The 17304-nt window shown below is 69.3% G+C and carries 16 protein-coding genes and 2 pseudogenes; 13 read left to right on the forward strand and 5 right to left on the reverse strand.

Annotation, left to right across the window (positions count from 1 at the left end):
- Positions 1-82 precede the first annotated feature (82 nt).
- Positions 83-2434: an MMPL family transporter gene (locus N5079_RS27505; protein ID WP_261587038.1), complete on the forward strand. Its 2352-nt coding sequence runs from the start codon at positions 83-85 to the stop codon at positions 2432-2434.
- A 148-nt stretch (positions 2435-2582) separates the two neighbouring features.
- On the opposite strand, the gene N5079_RS27510 is transcribed toward N5079_RS27505, so the two are convergent.
- Positions 2583-3686 carry an alcohol dehydrogenase catalytic domain-containing protein gene (locus N5079_RS27510; RefSeq protein ID WP_261587039.1) on the reverse strand — a complete coding sequence of 368 codons (1104 nt, stop codon included), beginning with the start codon at positions 3684-3686 and terminating at the stop codon, positions 2583-2585.
- A 411-nt stretch (positions 3687-4097) separates the two neighbouring features.
- Entirely contained in the window at positions 4098-4511 is a 414-nt protein-coding gene (locus tag N5079_RS27515) for an organic hydroperoxide resistance protein (protein WP_261587040.1), read from the reverse strand.
- Positions 4512-4596: 85 nt separating this feature from the next.
- Between N5079_RS27515 and N5079_RS27520 the strand changes: the two genes are divergently transcribed.
- From N5079_RS27520 to N5079_RS27570, 11 genes and pseudogenes are all read left to right on the forward strand, one after another.
- A complete protein-coding gene (locus N5079_RS27520) occupies positions 4597-5187 on the forward strand; it encodes a TetR/AcrR family transcriptional regulator (RefSeq protein WP_261587041.1) in 591 nt (196 codons plus the stop codon).
- Positions 5188-5348: 161 nt separating this feature from the next.
- Positions 5349-5549 (forward strand): annotated as a pseudogene (gene gvpJ / locus N5079_RS35650) (gas vesicle protein GvpJ); the annotation flags it as partial.
- A 264-nt stretch (positions 5550-5813) separates the two neighbouring features.
- Positions 5814-6542 (forward strand): annotated as a pseudogene (locus N5079_RS27530) (GvpL/GvpF family gas vesicle protein); the annotation flags it as partial.
- A 3-nt stretch (positions 6543-6545) separates the two neighbouring features.
- Positions 6546-6818: a gas vesicle protein GvpG gene (locus N5079_RS27535; protein WP_261587043.1), complete on the forward strand. Its 273-nt coding sequence runs from the start codon at positions 6546-6548 to the stop codon at positions 6816-6818.
- A gap of 3 nt (positions 6819-6821) precedes the next feature.
- Entirely contained in the window at positions 6822-7235 is a 414-nt protein-coding gene (locus N5079_RS27540; RefSeq protein WP_261587044.1) for a gas vesicle protein, read from the forward strand.
- Entirely contained in the window at positions 7236-7658 is a 423-nt protein-coding gene (gvpJ, locus tag N5079_RS27545; RefSeq protein WP_261587045.1) for a gas vesicle protein GvpJ, read from the forward strand.
- Between the two features lies 1 nt (position 7659).
- Positions 7660-8505, forward strand: a complete 846-nt coding sequence (locus N5079_RS27550) for a GvpL/GvpF family gas vesicle protein (RefSeq protein ID WP_261587135.1) — start codon at positions 7660-7662, stop codon at positions 8503-8505.
- Positions 8506-8518: 13 nt separating this feature from the next.
- Positions 8519-8734: a gas vesicle protein gene (locus N5079_RS27555; protein WP_261587046.1), complete on the forward strand. Its 216-nt coding sequence runs from the start codon at positions 8519-8521 to the stop codon at positions 8732-8734.
- Positions 8715-9029 carry a gas vesicle protein K gene (locus N5079_RS27560; RefSeq protein WP_261587047.1) on the forward strand — a complete coding sequence of 105 codons (315 nt, stop codon included), beginning with the start codon at positions 8715-8717 and terminating at the stop codon, positions 9027-9029. Before N5079_RS27555 ends, N5079_RS27560 begins: the two co-directional genes overlap by 20 nt.
- Before the next feature lie 47 nt (positions 9030-9076).
- Positions 9077-10219 carry an acyl-CoA dehydrogenase family protein gene (locus N5079_RS27565; protein ID WP_261587048.1) on the forward strand — a complete coding sequence of 381 codons (1143 nt, stop codon included), beginning with the start codon at positions 9077-9079 and terminating at the stop codon, positions 10217-10219.
- A gap of 127 nt (positions 10220-10346) precedes the next feature.
- Entirely contained in the window at positions 10347-11429 is a 1083-nt protein-coding gene (locus N5079_RS27570; RefSeq protein ID WP_261587049.1) for an acyl-CoA dehydrogenase family protein, read from the forward strand.
- Positions 11430-11477: 48 nt separating this feature from the next.
- On the opposite strand, the gene N5079_RS27575 is transcribed toward N5079_RS27570, so the two are convergent.
- On the reverse strand, positions 11478-13448 hold the full coding sequence (locus N5079_RS27575; RefSeq protein WP_261587050.1) for a CHAP domain-containing protein: 1971 nt from the start codon (positions 13446-13448) through the stop codon (positions 11478-11480).
- A 164-nt stretch (positions 13449-13612) separates the two neighbouring features.
- Between N5079_RS27575 and N5079_RS27580 the strand changes: the two genes are divergently transcribed.
- Positions 13613-14278, forward strand: a complete 666-nt coding sequence (locus N5079_RS27580) for a PaaI family thioesterase (protein WP_261587051.1) — start codon at positions 13613-13615, stop codon at positions 14276-14278.
- 64 nt (positions 14279-14342) lie between these two features.
- Here the strand turns inward: N5079_RS27580 and N5079_RS27585 are convergent, their stop codons facing one another.
- Together N5079_RS27585 and N5079_RS27590 are read right to left on the reverse strand one after the other, a co-directional pair.
- The gene (locus N5079_RS27585; RefSeq protein ID WP_261587052.1) at positions 14343-15092 is read right to left on the reverse strand and encodes a glucose 1-dehydrogenase; all 750 of its coding nucleotides are present in this window, start codon (positions 15090-15092) and stop codon (positions 14343-14345) included.
- The gene (locus N5079_RS27590; protein ID WP_261587053.1) at positions 15079-17187 is read right to left on the reverse strand and encodes an acetate--CoA ligase family protein; all 2109 of its coding nucleotides are present in this window, start codon (positions 17185-17187) and stop codon (positions 15079-15081) included. The genes N5079_RS27585 and N5079_RS27590 overlap by 14 nt, the downstream gene beginning before the upstream one ends.
- Positions 17188-17304 lie beyond the last annotated feature (117 nt).

Below are 17304 nucleotides of genomic sequence, written 5' to 3' on the forward strand. Positions count from 1 at the left end.
ATAGTTCGCGCCTACGCTCGTACTGTACGCCCGTACAGAACGGTGTTACAGGCGGATTACCCAAGTTAATAGGCGGTCAACGATGAGCGGGCTCTTGGGACGGCTTGGCGGCTGGTGCGCGCGGCACGGCCGAATCGTACTGGCACTGTGGGTGCTCGCGGCGGGCCTGCTGACAGCGGGCACACTGGTGTGGGGACGGCCGGTCAACAACAACGCCGCCATCCCCGGCACCGACGCGCAGCGGGCGCACGACCTGATGCGAGAAGGCTTCGGCCCAGGCTACGACGTCGGCGGCACCGTCCAGGTCGTCCTCTACGCCAAGGACGGTCCGCTGATCGCGGAGAACCGGATGCGCGCCGTCAAGCAGGCGATGGACGCCATGCGCCGGGTGCCCCACGTCTCCGAGGTGCAGACGCCGTACCGGACGGGCGGGATCGCGTCCAACCTGCGCATCGGTGTCATCACCGTGCAGCTGCAAGGGCAGGACACCGCCAAGCTCGCCGAGACCTCGCAGCAGCTCATCGCCGCGGCCAAGCCCGCGACCGACATCGGCATCGAGGCGGTGCCCGGCGACTCCGGCACGCCGGCCGACAAGGAGGTCAAGACCGGCCCAAGCGAGATCATCGGTGTGGTGGTGGCGCTGCTCGTGCTGCTCTTCGCATTCGGCACGCTCGTCGCGGCCCTCGTCCCGATCTTCACCGCACTGATCAGCATCGGCGTGGGGCTCGGCGTGATCGCGCTGCTCGGCCATGTCATCGACATGCCCAAGTCGGCGTCCATCATGGCCACGATGATCGGCCTGGGCGTCGGGATCGACTACGCGCTGTTCCTGCTCTCCCGGCACCGCAAGCTGCTGGCCGACGGCGTGCCGGTGATGGAGGCGGTCCGGCGGACGGTGGCGAGCTCCGGCGGAGCGGTCCTCTTCGCGGGCGGCACGGTCGTCATCGCGCTGAGCGCGCTCATGTTCACCGGCTTCCCGATGCTGAGCACGCTCGGCTGGATCACCGGCATCTCCGTGGTGTGCGCCGTGCTCACGTCGATCACGCTGGTCCCCGCGCTGCTCGGCCTCCTCGGGCATCGGGTCAACGCGCTGCGCGTCCCCTTCGTCGGGCGCGCCACCAAGCGGGACTCTCAGCGGGACTCTCAGCGGGACTCTCAGCGGGACTCTCAGCGGGACTCTCAGGGGGATTCGGGGCGGGAGAACGGTCGGCAGGGTGAGGGCGCCACGGCGACGGGATGGGGGGCGCTCGGCAACTGGGTCGCCCGGCGGCCCTGGCGGGTGCTCATCGTCACGGCGCTCGCCCTGGCGGCGCTCGCGGCCCCTGCGGCCGCGCTCAAACTGGGCCCGCTCGACGCCGGGTACGGCGACAAGGGCACCCCGTCGCGCCGCGCCTACGAGCTCATGGCCGTCGGCTTCGGCCCGGGAGCAAACGGCGCCCTCATCGTCGTCGCCGAGCTGGACCAGAAGATCGCCGACTCCACGCCCGCCGATCCCGTGGTGCAGGTGCTCAGGCAGCGGATCGAGCACATCGACGGCGTGGCCCACGTCGCCCCGCCCAAGGTCAACCAGACCGGCAGGTCGGTGCTCGTGGAGGTCGTGCCCGAATACGCGCCCAGCGACCCCCGGGCTCTGGACGTCGTGAAGCGGGTCCGGGCGATCGAGATGCCGGGGGTCCACGTCCATGTGGGCGGCAAGGTCGCCGGCCTCGCCGACGCCGGTGACCGCATCGTTGGCAGGACGCCGCTGGTCGTGGGCATCGTCGTGCTGCTCAGCGCGCTACTGCTGCTGTTCGCGTTCCGCGCGCCGGTCATCGCGGTCAAGGCCGCGCTGATGAACCTCGTCTCGCTGGGCGCGGCCTTCGGCGCGCTGGCCGTCGTGTTCTCGATCGGTCTCGGGAGCCGCCTCGTCGGCATGGACCCCCCGCCGTCCGCCGCTGGGTCAACCCTCACCACGCTGTTCTTCTCCGTGCCGATCGAGACCTATGTCCCGCTGATGCTGTTCGCCGTGCTGTTCGGGCTGTCGATGGACTACGAGGTCTTCCTGCTCACCTCGGTACGGCAGGCCTACGCGCGGACCGGCGACAACCGGAGGTCCGTGGCCGAGGGGCTGGGCTCGACCGGCCGCGTCATCACGTCGGCCGCCTTGATCATGGTCGCGGTGTTCACGGCGTTCATCGCGTATCCCGATCCCGTGGTCAAGGTCTTCGGCGTGGGGCTCGCCGTGGCCATCACCGTGGACGCCACGATCATCCGGGGTTTTCTCGTTCCGGCGACGATGGTGCTGCTCGGCAGGCTCAACTGGTGGATCCCGCGCTGGCTCGACCGCGTGTTGCCCAACCTCTCAATCGAAGGCAACGAGGAGGAGCACGAGCCCACGGCTCCCGCGACCTCTTCGACCCCCGAACTCGTCACCGCCGCCCACCCCTCGGCGTGATCATGCACGGGTTCCCAGGGGTGCGGGGTGAGCTGGGCGGCAGCGGTGCGTGATCATGCACGGGTTCCTGGTCAGGCCGGGTGAGCTGGGCGGCAGCGGTGCGTGATCATGCAGGTGGGTCGAGCCTGATGGGTGGGACCCGAGGGAGTCAGTCGAAGACGATGACGCTGCGGGCGACGGCTCCCTGGCGGACACGGTCCACGGCGTCGTTGACCTGGTCGAGCGGGACCCGTTCGCTGACCAGCCCGCCGAGGTCGAGGCGGCCGAGCCGGTGCTGCTCCACGAGCATCGGCAGGTCGCGAAGCGGCGCGGCGTCGCCGCCCTGGGTGCCCATCAGGCGGCGCGACGCGAAGAGCAGGCCGGGCTCGATGGTCAGCGGCTGTCCCTGGGGCGGGCTGCCGACCATGACCGTCGTCCCGCCCGGCTGGGTGGCCGCGAACGCCTGGCTCAGCACGCCCGGAACTCCTGTCACATCGAAGGCGTAGTCGGCGCCGCCGCGCACGATCGCGCCGACCTGCGCCGGAAGGTCCTGCGACATAATCGTGTGGGTGGCGCCGAACCGTTGGGCGAGCTTCAGCTTCTGCTCGGCGACGTCGGCCGCGATGATCATTGTGGCCCCTGCCAGCACCGCGCCCTGCACGACGTTCAGACCGACCCCGCCGCAGCCCACGACGAGCACGCTCGACCCCGGCGTGACCTGGGCGACGTTCAGCACCGCGCCGATGCCCGTGACGACGCCGCAGGCCAGCAGGCACATCACGTCCAGGGGAGCGTCGTCCGGGATCTTGACGCACATGGGCTCGTTGACCACCACGAATTCCGCGAACGAGCCGATGCCGATCATGGTCCGCGCGGCTGCGCCGTCCACGGTGACTCGCGTCGTCCCGTCGCGCATGGTGCCCATCACGGCCGCCACCCGCGCCGGGCCCGAGCAAAGGTGAAAGGCTCCCCGGCCGCAGTTGCGGCAGCGGCCGCAGGCGCCGTTCATGGCCACGATCACGTGGTCGCCCGGCTTGACGGCCGTGACTCCCGCTCCGACGCTCTCGACGACTCCGGCGCTCTCGTGCCCCAAAACGAACGGGACCTGCCGGACGACCGGGCTCTTGCCGTCCAGCGCCTTGATGTCGGAGCCGCACACCCCCGAGGCCGCGATCCGCACCCGCACCTCGCCCGGCTCCGGGTCCGCGATCTCGACTTCGCGGACCTCCATCGGGGCGTTGAATCCGGTCAGTACGGCGGCGCGCATCAACATCGGCCAGACTCCATTCACGAGCCTCTACACGGCACTGACAAGCCGTATGGCCTACGGCAAGACTGGCCCTACGGGTCTGTACGGCACGCTATCGAGGCACATGACGCTAAGCAAGCACTTGCTTTGGTTCGTACCCCCTCCGCCGCGGCGTGATCATGCACGGGGTCCCGATAGTGCCGTGCGGCCTGCGCATCTTTGGGTGGTGATCATGCGCGAAGTCCTTCACGGTGTCTTCGGCCAGCGCGGACGGCATTCATGATCATGCGACCAGTGGAGATGCATGATCATCATGGATGAAATGCCTGCCCGAGAGGTGTGTGGGGGAGTCTGTGCATGATCACGCATGCTGTTTCGCCTGTTCAGCGCGCTGCGCGGGAAGCTGTGCATGATCACGCCGACTGGGGTGGGGGGCTATTCGATGACGAGCTGGACGTCGATGTTGCCGCGAGTGGCGTTGGAGTAGGGGCAGACCTGATGGGTGGCCTCGACCAGCTTGGCGCCCTCCTCGCCCTGGAGCTCCTCCGGCAGCTCGACGCGCAGGGTGACGGCCAGGCCGTACCGGCCCTCTCCGATGCTGCCCAGGCTGACCTCGGCGGTCACCGAGGCGTCCGAGACGTCCACTTTCATTTGCTTGGCGACCAGGGACAGAGCGCTGGAGAAGCAGGCGGCGTACCCAGTGGCGAACAACTGCTCGGGGTTGGTCCCCTCACCCGTGCCGCCCAGCTCCTTCGGCGGGGTGAGCCGCACGTCAAGCCTGCCGTCGTTGCTGAACGCGCGGCCCTCTCGACCCGTGGCGGTGGCGATCGCGGTGTACAGCGGCGTCATTTCGATACTCCTTCTCTCGATGCCATGGACAATACTCGACGCTGTGTTGAGTATTCCCGGCGGGGTGTCGAGTAAGCTTGATCGCATGGGGCGACGCAGAGGAACGACCAAGGGGGACCGGCGCGAGCGCGCGATCCTGGACACCGCGCGCGACCTGCTCTCGACGACGCCCGTCGGGCGCCTCACGATTGATCAGCTCACGGCTGGAGCCGGCATCTCGCGATCGAGCTTCTACTTCTACTTCGACTCGAAGACCGCGGTCCTGGAGGCGCTGCTCGACGAGATCGCGGAGGAGATGGTCGAGGCCGCCCGGCGGTGGCTGGACGGATCGGGGGACGATCCCGATTCCCTGCGACACGCCTTGGAGGTCAGCGCCCGGCTGTGGCGCGAGCACGGCCCGCTTCTGCGGCAGGCTTTGCTCGCCGAGGACCAGGAGTTCGCCTCCTTCCGGGAGAACGTCGTGGCCCGGTACGTCAAGGAGGGCGCCGCAAGGATCGCCCGTGATCGTCAGGAGGGGCTGGCCGGCCCGGGACCGGATCCCCAGAGTCTGGCCCACGCGCTGATCAGGATGAAGTTCGCCGTCTTCGCCGCCGACTCCTCAGTGGAGGCCGTCGAGACGCTCTGTGCGGTGGTCCGGAGGGCCATGTACGGGGCACTTCCCGCCACAGGCTCGTAACGGAGATCTCGCGTACAGTAATCGTCGCAGGTGGGGCAGTAATCGGTCATCCCGATATGGCGAGCTTTGTCCGATAGTTACTTCTTTATGTTTCTCTATCCCTATTTGGGTATTGATGTGGTCATGTCACAGGAGAGGTACGGGGTGCGAAGGAGGAAGAAATGACAGTAGCCACGGCAGGCGGCGGAGCGCTCGGCCCGTCTCAGACGAGTCTGGCGGACGTCATCGACACGATCCTCGACAAGGGGCTCGTGATCGACGCTCATGTCGGCGTCTCGGTCATCGGCATCGAAGTCCTATCGATCGACGCACGCGCCGTCGTAGCCAGCGTCGACACCTACCTGCGCTTCGCGGAGGCGATGAACCGGCTGGAGGGTTCCACCTCCGAGGAGCATGGGCTGCCGGAGCTCATGGGTGACGCGAACCAGCGCGACGACATCGCGGCGATAGGCGCCGCGGAGGGGCCGGACGGAGAGGTGCCACACGACTCCGTCGAAGAGCCCGTGAAGCGGCGGTCCACCTCGCGGCAGCGGAAGGGGAACTGAGATGTCAAATTCACCCGGGTTTCTCAGGCAACCGCCTCCGAACAGGCCGATCGGCACGAACAATCCGGAGCCTGCTACGTCTACGGAGTCGTACCAGGCGACGTGGCGTTGAGCCCCGGCACCGCCGGGGTGGGAGAGCCGCCAGGACGAGTCCGCCTGATACGCCACGAAGAGATCGGCGCCCTCGTGAGCGACGTAGCCATGGACGGCTCCCTCGGAACCGCGGAGGACCTCTTGGCGCACGAGCGGCTGCTGGACGCCACGGCAGCGGAGGCTCCAGTGCTCCCGCTCCGCTTCGGAGTGGTGATGACGAGCCCGACGGCAGTCGTGGACGAGCTGCTGGCTCCGCACCACGACGAGTTCCACGCCGCGCTGCAAGGGCTGCGGGGACGTGCGGAATACGTCATAAAGGGCCGCTATGTCGAACAGGCGGTGCTCCAGGAGGTGCTTGAGGAGAGCGCCGAGGCCGGACTGCTGCGGGACCGGGTCCGCAGCCTGCCGGAGGCCGTGACGCGGGACGCGCGGATTCGGCTGGGGGAGATCGTCACGCGGTCGATCACGGCCAAACGGGAGACGGACACGAGCGCCCTGCTCGATCGTCTCGGTCCCTTCCTGGCCGCCGCCGTGACGCGTGAGCCATCCCACGAACTGGACGCCGTTCACCTGGCGCTCCTCATGGAGACGAGCCGGCAGGCCGAGCTCGAACAGGCCCTGCATGAGCTGGATCGGGGCTGGGCGGGGCGAATCGAACTGCGGCTGCTTGGTCCGTTGGCGCCGTACGACTTCGTCGAGCAGGGACAGGGAGGCTGACGAATGGGACTGGTAGGCCTCATCGTCGGGTTGCCGCTCCTGCCGGTGCGCGGGGTGGTCCGGCTTGGAGAGCTGATACAGGGCCAGGTCGAGCGGGAGCTTTGGGATCCGTCGGTGGCCCGGCGCCAGCTGGAGGACCTGGAGCAGGCCAGAGCCTCGGGACAGATCTCCGAGGAGGAATACTCCCGGGCGGTGAGCCAGATTCTGCGCAGGATGGCCGTACGGCCGGGCTCTCCCCGCCTGGCCGCGTCCGGAGGAAGCGGAGAGGGGAGGTGACCTGTGCCTCCCAAGCGCAGAGCACAGACGAAGACCGGAGTCACCCCCTCGGATGGTTCGTATGAGGAGCTTCCCGGCGGATCGGTCAAGAGGGACGAGGAGAGCGCGCCCGTGCGGAAAACCTCGACCGCCCAACGGCAGCCGGACACGCTCACGGCACCGATGGCGGGGAGAGCCGCACTGCGCCATATCGCTGATCTGACCGCCAAGGAGATTGAGGCGGTCACGCGGGTGGAACCGGTGGACGCCGGATGGCTGGTGGAGGTGGAGGTGGTAGAGGACCGGCGGATCCCGTCCTCGGGAGACGTCCTGGGGTTGTACGAGGCCGAGATGGACGGTGAGGGCAGCCTGGTGTCCTACCGCAGGCTGTATCGCTACAGGCGTGGGACCGGCGGCAATCGCGAGGGGGGCGCTTAGATGATCGACCCAAGGGGGGGCCGTCCTGTGCTACGCGAGACGTACGGCACACCTGTGCCCGCGGGACGTGAACCGGCGAACCTCGGCGACATTCTGGAGAGGGTGCTCGACAGAGGCGTGGTCATCGCCGGAGACATCCGGGTCAACCTGCTCGATATCGAGCTACTGACAATCAAGCTCAGGTTGCTCGTCGCCTCCGTGGACACGGCGCGCGAGATGGGGATCGACTGGTGGGAGCACGACAGCTGGCTCACCGGCAAGAACCACGAACTGATCGACGAGAACCGTCGGTTGCGTGAGCGGCTCGCCGCTGTGGAGGAGGTCCTGGCGCTGAACCGCCCCGCGGACGCGAAGGGCGACACCGCCGAGCAGCGGCCGTCCGGACGACAGGAACGCGCGAGAGGCGGGAGAGACCGTGACTGACATGGGGACCTACCTCTACGCCATCACCCGGGAGGAGGGTCGCCTGTCCCCAGAGGCGGGTCGCCTCTCTCCAGAGGGCATGGCGGGCGTGGCGGGGACGCCGGTGCGGGCACTGCGGCACTCCGGTCTGGCCGCCTATGTGACCACCGTGCCGCTGGACCAGTTCGGGGAAGAGCCACTCCGGCGCTCAATGGAAGACCTGGACTGGCTGGGCGAGACCGCTCGCGCACACCATCACGTCGTGGAGGCCGTCGCGGAGACGGCTCCGACGGCTCCCGTTCGGCTCATGACCGTCTACAGCGGTGACGACCAGGTTCATGACCTGCTGGACCGGCGACGCGACGACTTCGCCGCGGTGCTTTCCCGCGTGGCAGGCCGGAGGGAATGGGGAGTGAAGGCGTACGTCGCGCAGGCTCCGGGGCCCGTCTCACGCTCAGGCGGCCAGGTCGGCCAGGTCGGCCAGGTCGGCCAGGCTGAGGACGGCCCGGCGGCGACTCGTCCGGGGATGGCGTACCTGAAACGTCGCCACGCCGACCTTCGGAGCCGTGAAGAGGCGCAGCGCCAGGCGGTCGCGTGTGGAGAGCGGATCAACGCCGTGCTGATGGAACTCGCCGTCGCCGGCCGGCGTCATCGGCCCCAGGACCCGCGGTTGTCGGGCCGCGACGAATGGATGGTCCTAAACGGTTCCTACCTCGTGGACGACGACCGGGGCGGTGAATTCGCGGCCCTCGTCCACCGCCTCCGCGAGGAGGGCATGGACGTGGAGCTCAGTGGCCCCTGGGCCCCCTATTCCTTCGCCGATGTGGCCGGCACCACCGATTCGGAGGTCCCCGGTGGCGTTCGATGACTCGCATGGCGGCGTGACGCCCGCCGCAGGCGGTGTGCCGGCAGAGCGCCTGGCACTCGTGGATCTGCTGGATCGGCTGCTGGCGGGGGGCGTCGTCGTGACAGGGGACCTGGTCATCTCCATCGCGGACATCGACCTTGTGCGCGTCTCTCTGAACGCGCTGATCACATCCGTGCGGGAGTCCGACGTGACGTTCATGGGGATCGATCATGAGTCAAGCTGGAGATGAGCGGCCTGCCGCGAGGCCGGCCCGGTGGCGCCTGGACGCCGACTCCGAGTCGGTCGAGCGGGATCTCACCCGTCTGGTGCTCACTCTGGTCGAGCTCGTGCGCCAACTGGTCGAGCGGCAGTGCGTACGGCGGCTGGAGCAGGGGGATCTCTCCGACGAGCAGATCGAGACGCTGGGCCTGACGCTGATGCGCCTGGAAGAGGCCATGACCGATCTGTGCCTGCGTTTCGGCCTGTCCCCTTCGGACCTCAATCTTGACCTCGGGCCACTCGGAACTCTCCTTCCCACGGACTGAGCGCGTGCCCGTCGACGGCATACCAAGCGTGCGCTAGGTTGGTAGGCGTGGATCTGGACTTCACGCCGCAGGAGCGAGCGTTCCGGGCGGAGGTGCGTGATTGGCTCGCCGCCCATGTGCCCGAGCGGCTGCCATCCATGGACACCCGCGACGGCTTCGAAGCCCACCGTGAATGGGAGCGGCTGCTCGCCGATGCCCGGCTCTCGGTCGTCTCGTGGCCCGAGCGGCACGGCGGACGCTGCGCGAGCCTGGTCGAATGGCTGATCTTTGAGGAGGAGTACTGGGCCGCCGGAGCGCCGGGCCGGGTCAGCCAGAACGGCATTTTCCTGCTCGCCCCCACGATCTTCTCGTACGGCACGGCCGAGCAGAACGACCGCTTCCTCCGGCGGATGGCCAGGGCCGACGACATCTGGGCGCAGGCATGGTCGGAGCCCGAGGCCGGCAGCGACCTGGCCTCGCTCCGGTCGAGGGCCGAGCGCGTCGCCGGCGGCTGGCGTCTCTACGGCCAGAAGACGTGGAGCTCACGGGCGACCTACGCCGACTGGGGCTTCGGGCTGTTCCGCTCGGACCCCGAATCCACCCGGCACAGGGGCCTGACCTACTTCCTCTTTCCGCTGCGGGACGTCACCGTCCGCCCGATCGCGCAGCTCGACGGGGAGCCCGGTTTCGCCGAGCTGTTCTTCGACGGAGTCTTCGTCCCCGACTGCCAGGTCCTCGGGGCGCCCGGGGACGGCTGGCGGATCGCGATGGCCACCACGTCGTCCGAGCGGGGCCTGACGCTCCGCAGCCCCGGCCGCTTCATGGCGACCGCCGACCGGCTGGTGAGGCTCGCGCGGTCGACGGCGACCGATCCCGCGCTGGCCGACGAGATCACCCGAGCGTGGATGGACACCGAGGCCTACCGGCTGCACACGTTCGGCGTCGCACGCCGGATCGCCTCCGGAGAGGAGATCGGCCCGGCTTCCAGCATGGGCAAGGTCTTCTGGTCCGAGCTGGATGTCCGATTGCACGCCCTCGCCATCCAGCTGCTGGGCGAGCGTGGCCTGCTGGCCGGCGACGCCCCCGACGCGGAAGACGGGGGCAGGTGGCTCGACGGGTTCCTGTTCTCACTGGCCGGGCCGATCTACGCGGGCACGAACGAGATCCAGCGCACCATCATCGCCGAGCGCGTCCTGGGGCTTCCGCGATGAGGGTTCCGTGGCTTCCGCGATGAAGGAGAGATCATTGGCAGCCTTCGCCATGGCGTCTCCCCACGCGCAGGCCGTACATCTCGGAGTGTGCAGATGAACGGGGTGTGCAGATGAACGGGATACGGAGATGAAGTTCGCGTTCACCGATGACCAGCTCGCGCTCGCGTCCACGGTGCGGCAGGTGCTCGCCGCGCACTGCCCGGCGGCAGCCGTACGGCAGGCCGGCAAGGCCGCCCCAGCGGCGGAGCGATTACCCGCGTGGCCCCAGCTGGCGGAGATCGGCTTCTTCGGGATGCTCGTCCCGGAGCCGCACGACGGACTCGGACTCGGCCTCGCCGACGCGATCCTGGCCTTCGAGGAGACCGGCCGCGCCGCCCTTCCCGGTCCGGTGGTCGAGACGGCGGCGGTCGCCCCGGGGCTCTTGGGCGATGACGACCTGCTCGTCCGCTTGGCGGAGGGACGTCTGCGCGTGTCGGTACGGCTCGGCGACCAGGTCTACGCCCCCGACGCCGACCTCGCCGACCTGCTCGTCGTGGAGCGGCACGGGGAGCTTCGTGCTGTTCCCGCAGGTTCGGTACGGCTGACGCCCCAGGCCGGGGTCGACCCCGTACGCCGCCTCTTCAGCGTGGCCTTCGGGTCGCCGGAGGCGGTCGATGGTGGGAAGCCGCAGCTCGGCCGCCGGCTCGACGTCTCGGCTGTGCACGCCCTGCGGACCGCGACCGTGGCTGTGGCCGCCCAGTTGGTGGGGCTGGCCAGGCACCTGCTGGAGACCTCGGTGGAGTACGCCAAGAGCCGCAGGCAGTTCGGCGCGCCCATCGGCTCCTTCCAGGCCGTGAAGCACCAGCTCGCCGACGTCGCCATCGCCGTTGACTTCGCCGCTCCGCTGGTCTACGCGGCCGCCCTGGCCGTGGACCGGGCAGGCCGTACGGCGCCTGCGGGCGGGGTCGACTCTGCCGGGCCCACGGTGGCTGTGGGGGAGGTGGACCGGGCGGTGAGTGCGGCCAAGGCCGCGGCGGGGGAGGCCGCCACGCGGGCGGCGCGGGTCGCTTTACAGGTGCACGGCGCGATCGGATACACCGGCGAGCTGGATCTGAGGCTCTGGCTCGCTCGCGTATGGTCTCTGGCCTCGGCATACGGGGACACCGGTGTCCATCGGTCCCGCCTCCGCGCCGCCATCCTCGGCACTCCCGACCTCACTCGCTGGCCGTGATACCCGATTTCACGCCCTCGGGGGTCTGAGGTCGATGGCCCGGGGGGCTCATCTCTTCCGGTGCCGGCCACCCCGGCCTCTGGAAGCCGTGGGAGAAGGCGGGCTCGCCGGCGGCCCCTCGCGATGGCGCCTCCCGCGCGGCTCGGCATCGGCGTCTGGGCGCTGAAACGGATAGAAGTCCCCGTATCGGCTGTCCACGTGCCCCCGGCTCCCGCTCGTCGCGTAACCGCTGTCCTCGTGACCGCTGTCCTCGTGACCGCTGTCCTCGTAACCGCTGTCCTCGTAACCGCTGTCCTCGTAACCGCTGTCCTCGTAACCGCTGTCCTCGTAACCGCTGTCCCAGCGTCCGCTGCTCCCGTACTGGGGGTGTTGCTCGTGCGGGTCGATGTGCCCGGACTGTTGGGCCTGCCCGTAGCCATTGACGTGCTCGTTGGAATTGTCAGCGTGAGCCGACGCTTCGTCTTCGTCCCGGGCCGAGTGCCAGGAGGCTTCGAGGGCGTCCGCGAGCCCTGTGCCCTGATAGAGGTTGCGCGGCGTCCCTCGGTCCGCGCCGTTGCCTTGGGAGGGCGTGCTCGAACGGTTGTCTGCCGGCTGTGGCTGAGGAAGTGGCACGGTGCCGGAAGGGCTGGTCGTCACTCCACGAAGGAGGTCTGGGCCAAAGGGGCCGCTGCCCTGGAAGGTGGACCCGGGGGAGGAGCTCCATGGGGCGGGCGCCGTTCGGCCCAGGGCGCTGTGTCCGCCAGTACGGCTCGCGCTCCCACCTCCGAGGGAAAGGGGTTCGCCTTCGTTGGCGGCGAGCCGTACGGAGCTCCGGCGAATCTTCACGAAGGCGAAGGCGAGGACGGCGATGACAACCGGCGTGAGGAGTGCCGGAGCGCCGACCGGAAGGCCCCCGTCGCCCACATGCTGGAAGGCCGCCACGTGCATGGCGCTCAGGGACGGCGTGGGCTTCTCCGCGGACACGGCCTTCGGGGTCGTCCCGGCCCCGGCCTTGATGTTCGCCGTGGCTCCGGCCGTGGTGCGTACGCTCGTCTCGGTCTCGGTCCCGGTCCGTGCCCCAGACCCAGACCCGGTGCCTGCGCTGGTCTTGGTCTCGACGCGCGCGCCCGTGCCCGCCTCGGCTCGGGCTCCCGTTCCTGTGCTCGTATCGGCTCCGGTGGTACTGGTGTCGGCCTCGGCTACGGACGGCGGCTTCGCTTTCGTCGGGCCTGTGGCGGGCATCTCCAGGGTTGCCGTCGGCTCCGGCTCTGCCGGTGTCTCCGTCGCGTCCGCTGCTTCCGGCTCCTCAGCCGTTGCCTGATCCGTTGCCTGATCCGTTGCCTGATCCGCTGTCTGGTCTCCGGCTGCCACCGGTGAGCTGTGCGCGAGCGCGCTGGGCGAGGTTGGGCTGGGCGAGGGTGTGCTGTCTGCAGGGGAGCCGTCTGGGCCTGGGCTGTTGGCTGGGCTGCTCACCGTCGTCGCGCTCAGGCTTGCCGCTGATGTGTTCAAGGAGCGGGTCGATACAGCGTGCAGTTGGTGTCTGTTCGCTGCCGCATCCGCCGCTGCCGCGGCTGCGGCCTGCTGATCAAGACGGGCCTTGATCTTCTCGGGATATCCGTACCCGACGATCGAGCTGGTGTCGCGGACCTTCCTCTCGACGTACTCGCCGTCGACGTTGCCCTCGATCGTGTGGATCCGGTCGCCGTCGACTTTCGTGACGATTCCCACGTGATCGATGCCGTCGATCGTGCCCGAACCGCTCCAGTCGAAGAAGACCACGGCGCCGGGCACGGGATGGTGCCCCCACGCGCCCTGCTCCTTGAACCACCTGGCGTGGCCGACGGTGTAGGCGAACTGGCCGAACCAGTCCTGGTAGCCGAGCTTGTTCGCTCCCCACGAGAGGAACATGTCGCACCACGGCTCGGTGGAGTAGTCGGTGTCCGACTCGATGGTGTTGTACCAGTGGCCGAACTTCGTGTAACCGCCTGCGTGCTCGCTGTAGCCGACCTGGCTCCGTAGCAGGTCGAGCAGCTTCTTCATCTCGGGACTCATGCGAATCGGGGGCCTGCCGTTCCGGGAGGGACATCCGTGACGCCGGAGAGGCTATCTTCGCAAACCGCCCATATATAGACAAAGCAATGTTTATTTGCCTAGACATGACCAAAGTGCCCTGGCAGGCTAGAACATGTTCTAGAATCGACGCCATGACGATCGATCTTGCCAACGGAGAAGCGCAGGAAGCGCGGCTCGCGGCTCTGGCGGTGCTCTCTCAGCAGACCCGGGAGCTGATGGACGCCGTAACGCTCTCCGACGTGGACGAGACCGAGATGGCGGCCGTGACCGCCGAGTTGGTAGCGCTGACGGAACGGCTCAGGGCCGTACGGCGCGACGCTCCGCGACCCCACGAGGTCGGCCCCGACGGCGCGTTCCGGCATCTGGGCAACGCCGTCACGGGCGCCTGCAACCCTCACGCGCTTCCCCTGGAGATCGAGCGGACTCCGGAGGGGGGATCGCGGGCCTCCGTGACGTTCCGTCCCATGCATGAGGGGCCGCCGTCCACCGTTCATGGCGGCGTCGTCGCGATGGTCCTCGACCACCTCCTCGGGGACGCCGTCGCCGCCTCCGGGAGGCCGGGCATGACGGGCACGCTGACCATCCGATACCGCCAGCGCGTGCCGTACGGCGAGCCGGTCGTGGCATCGGCCATCGTCACGCGTGGCGAGGGCCGCAAGACCTGGGTCGAGGGCTCGATCGCGCTTCCCGACGGCACGCCGCTGGTCGAGGCGACGGGCCTGTTCATCACACCGGCGGTCTGGGCGGACGCCATCGCCGCACTTGACGAAGGACGGCTCGCCGATCCGGGCCGGTAGCCCCTACCTGCGGCTACTCCTCAACCGCCGCCGGTCGGCGGCGCCCGCCGTACGCCCGGAGTGATCAGTAGCCGGCGCCGGTGAGGAGGCCGCCGTCGACGAGGACCTCGCTGCCCGTGCAGTACGAGGCGCGGTCGGAGGCCAGGAACGCCACGACGTGGGAGACCTCGACCGGCTTGGCGAATCGCTTCATCACCATGACCTTGAGGAACTGCTCGCCGTCCACCGCGGCCATCAACTCGGGGTCCGTCGCCATCGTGGTGTTGATCGCGCCCGGATGGACCGAGTTCACCCGGATCTTGAACCGGGCGAGCTCGCGGGCCGCCGCCTTGGTCACGCCCCGGACCCCGAACTTGGACGAGGCATAGGCCGCCATGCCCTCGGCCGCCATGAACCCCTCGATCGAGGAGATGTTCACGATCGAGCCGCGACCGGCCGCCTTCATCGGCTCGATCACCGACTTGACCCCCAGGAACGTGCCCTTGAGGTTGACGTCGATCACCCGCTCGAACTCCTCCAGCGTCATGTCGGCGATCCGGCGGTAGATGAGGATCCCGGCGTTGTTCACGAGCACGTCGAGCTTGCTGTACGTTTCGACGGCGGCGGCCACGGCGCGCTCCCAGTCCGCCGGTCGCGTCACGTCGTGGTGCAGGTAGACGGCGCCGGTCTCCTCCGCCAAGTCCTTGCCCTCGTCGTCGAGCACGTCGCCGAAGACCACCCGCGCGCCCTCCTCCAGGAACAGCCGGACGTGGGACGCGCCCATGCCCCGGGCGCCACCCGTGATCAGCGCGACCTTGCCGTCAAGCATGCCCATGAGTGCCTCCACAGCGCTTTCCGGCCGCGACGGCGGTGGCCGCGGCTTCCATCGAACGGTAAACCGGGATGCCGGCCTTCGCCGCGATCGAGCGGACCTCGTCCTCGACGCCCGGCGGGGCGCACTCGCCGTTCCTCGTCACCAGCGTGATCCTGATGGGCGAGATCGCCTCCTGCGCCTTGGCGAGGTGCCTCGCGTACTCGTACAGCGGTTCGGCCGCGCTGCCGTACGTGAAGAAGCTCTGCACGTTCACATGGGCCACCACATCGGGGTACGGCTGCCGCGAGACGATGGCGGAGACGGCCTGAGTGACGAGATCGGGACGGCCGCGTGGGCCGACGGGGATCTCCAGCGGGTTGGCCAGTGAGCTTCCGGCGCCGATCCCGATCGCGGTCAGAGCGTCGCGGGCGGCGCCGGGAAGGGCGCCCAGCGAGAGCCCGGCGCGGTCGAACACGTCCGCCGCCAGCACGCTCACCCCGCCGCTCGGCCCGATGACCAGGACGTCTTCCCCGTTCCCGGCGCTCTCCAGCCGAGAGGCGTGGGCCTGGAAGAACGCCAGGGCGCCGATCAGGTCGTCCTGGCTGGTCACGAGCGAGGCGCCGGTCTGGGTGGCGAGGGCCTGCCAGACCCGCGCGTCGCTGACCATGCCGCCCGTGTGCGAGGCGGCGGCCCTGCGGCCCTGCGCGCTTCGCCCGCCCACCAGCATGACGACGGGCAGCCGGCCGCGGACGTCGAGGAGCGCCTGGAAGAGCGCACGCCCGTCGCGCGGGTCCTCGAGGTAGAGGCCGACGGCCCGGGTCTCCCGGTCGGTCGCGAGCCAACGAAGCAGCTCGGCGGGGGTGACGTCGGACGCGTTGCCCACTGTGGCCACGCGGCTGAACGCCAGGCCGCGCCGCTCCCCCACCTTGATCACTTCACCGGCCAGGCCGCCGCTCTGGGAGATCAGCGCGATGTGCCCGGAAGGCCCCTGGCCGCCGCCGACGAACGTCTGGCCGCCGCGCGGACTGTAGACGCCCATGCAGTTGGGCCCGAGCAGCCGGGTGCCGGGCGGCAGGGCGTCGACCAGGTCGGCCTCCAGTTCGGGGTGGCCCATCTCGCCGAAGCCGCCGCTCATCACCTGGACGTACGGCACGCCTGCGGCCTGCCGTACGACATCGGCGCAGCGGGCGGCGGGCACGGCGACGAGGGCGTAGTCGACCGCGGCCTCGGCCAGCGTGGGCACGCAGGGCACTCCGTCGATCTCCGCGGCCGACGGATGCACGGCGACCAGCGGAAGGCCGGTGGTCTTGTAGAACTCCAGGAACATGTTCCCGAAGTTGGGCCGGCTGGTGGAGGCCCCCACGACTGCCACCGCCCGAGGCTCGAACAGCTTCGTGAAGTCCCGCCCCCCTCCGCCGTGATCATGCAGAGGTTCCCGTGCATGCCCTGTGAGCAGCGGATTCGTCGTTCGTGATCGTGCAGTGGGCAGATGTCGGGCATCGACGGCGATCACGCCGTTCTCGCCCGCGATGATCGGGTTGAGCTCGAACTCTCCGAGATCCAGGCTCTCCCACAGCCCGCCGGTGCCGCCGAGCCGTACGAGCAGCGTGACGAGGGCGTCCACGTCCACCGCCGGTCGTCCGCGGTAGCCGTACAGCAGGGGAGCGCCCCGCAACGACCCCAGCATCTCGCGCGCGTCGGCCTCGGAGATCGGGCAGAGCCGCAGCGCGGTGTCGTTCAGCGCTTCGGTCCAAACGCCGCCGAGCCCCACCACGATGACCGGGCCGAAGCCGGCGTCGTGCACCAGCCCGGCGATCACCTCGAGTCCCGGAGCCGTCTGCTCCTCCACCAGGAAGCCCTCGGCCCGGGACCCCAGCCGTGCCGCCATCTCGCCCGCCGCCCGTGCCGCCTCGGCCGGGGATTCGAGACCGAGCCGTACGGCTCCCGCGTCCGACTTGTGCACCAGGTCGGGCCCATATGCCTTGACCACGAGGGGCGGCCGGAGCTCCCTGGCGATCGCCGTCACGTCGTCGGCAAAGGTCGTGGCGGCGCCACGGGGGACCGCGATCCCGGCGTCGCGGAGCAGCGACTTGACCTGGTGTTCGGGGAGGTGCACCGGCTTCCCTTCTGCGAGGTCGAGCGGTCACCGGCCTGCATGATCACGAACCGGTTCACGGCTGGTCAGGCGGTGTGTGAGGGAGGGTGTGCATGATCACGAACCGGTTTGCGGCTG

Origin of the sequence: Planotetraspora sp. A-T 1434, from assembly GCF_025420585.1 — a bacterium.
Classification (GTDB): Bacteria; Actinomycetota; Actinomycetes; order Streptosporangiales; family Streptosporangiaceae; genus JAOEGB01.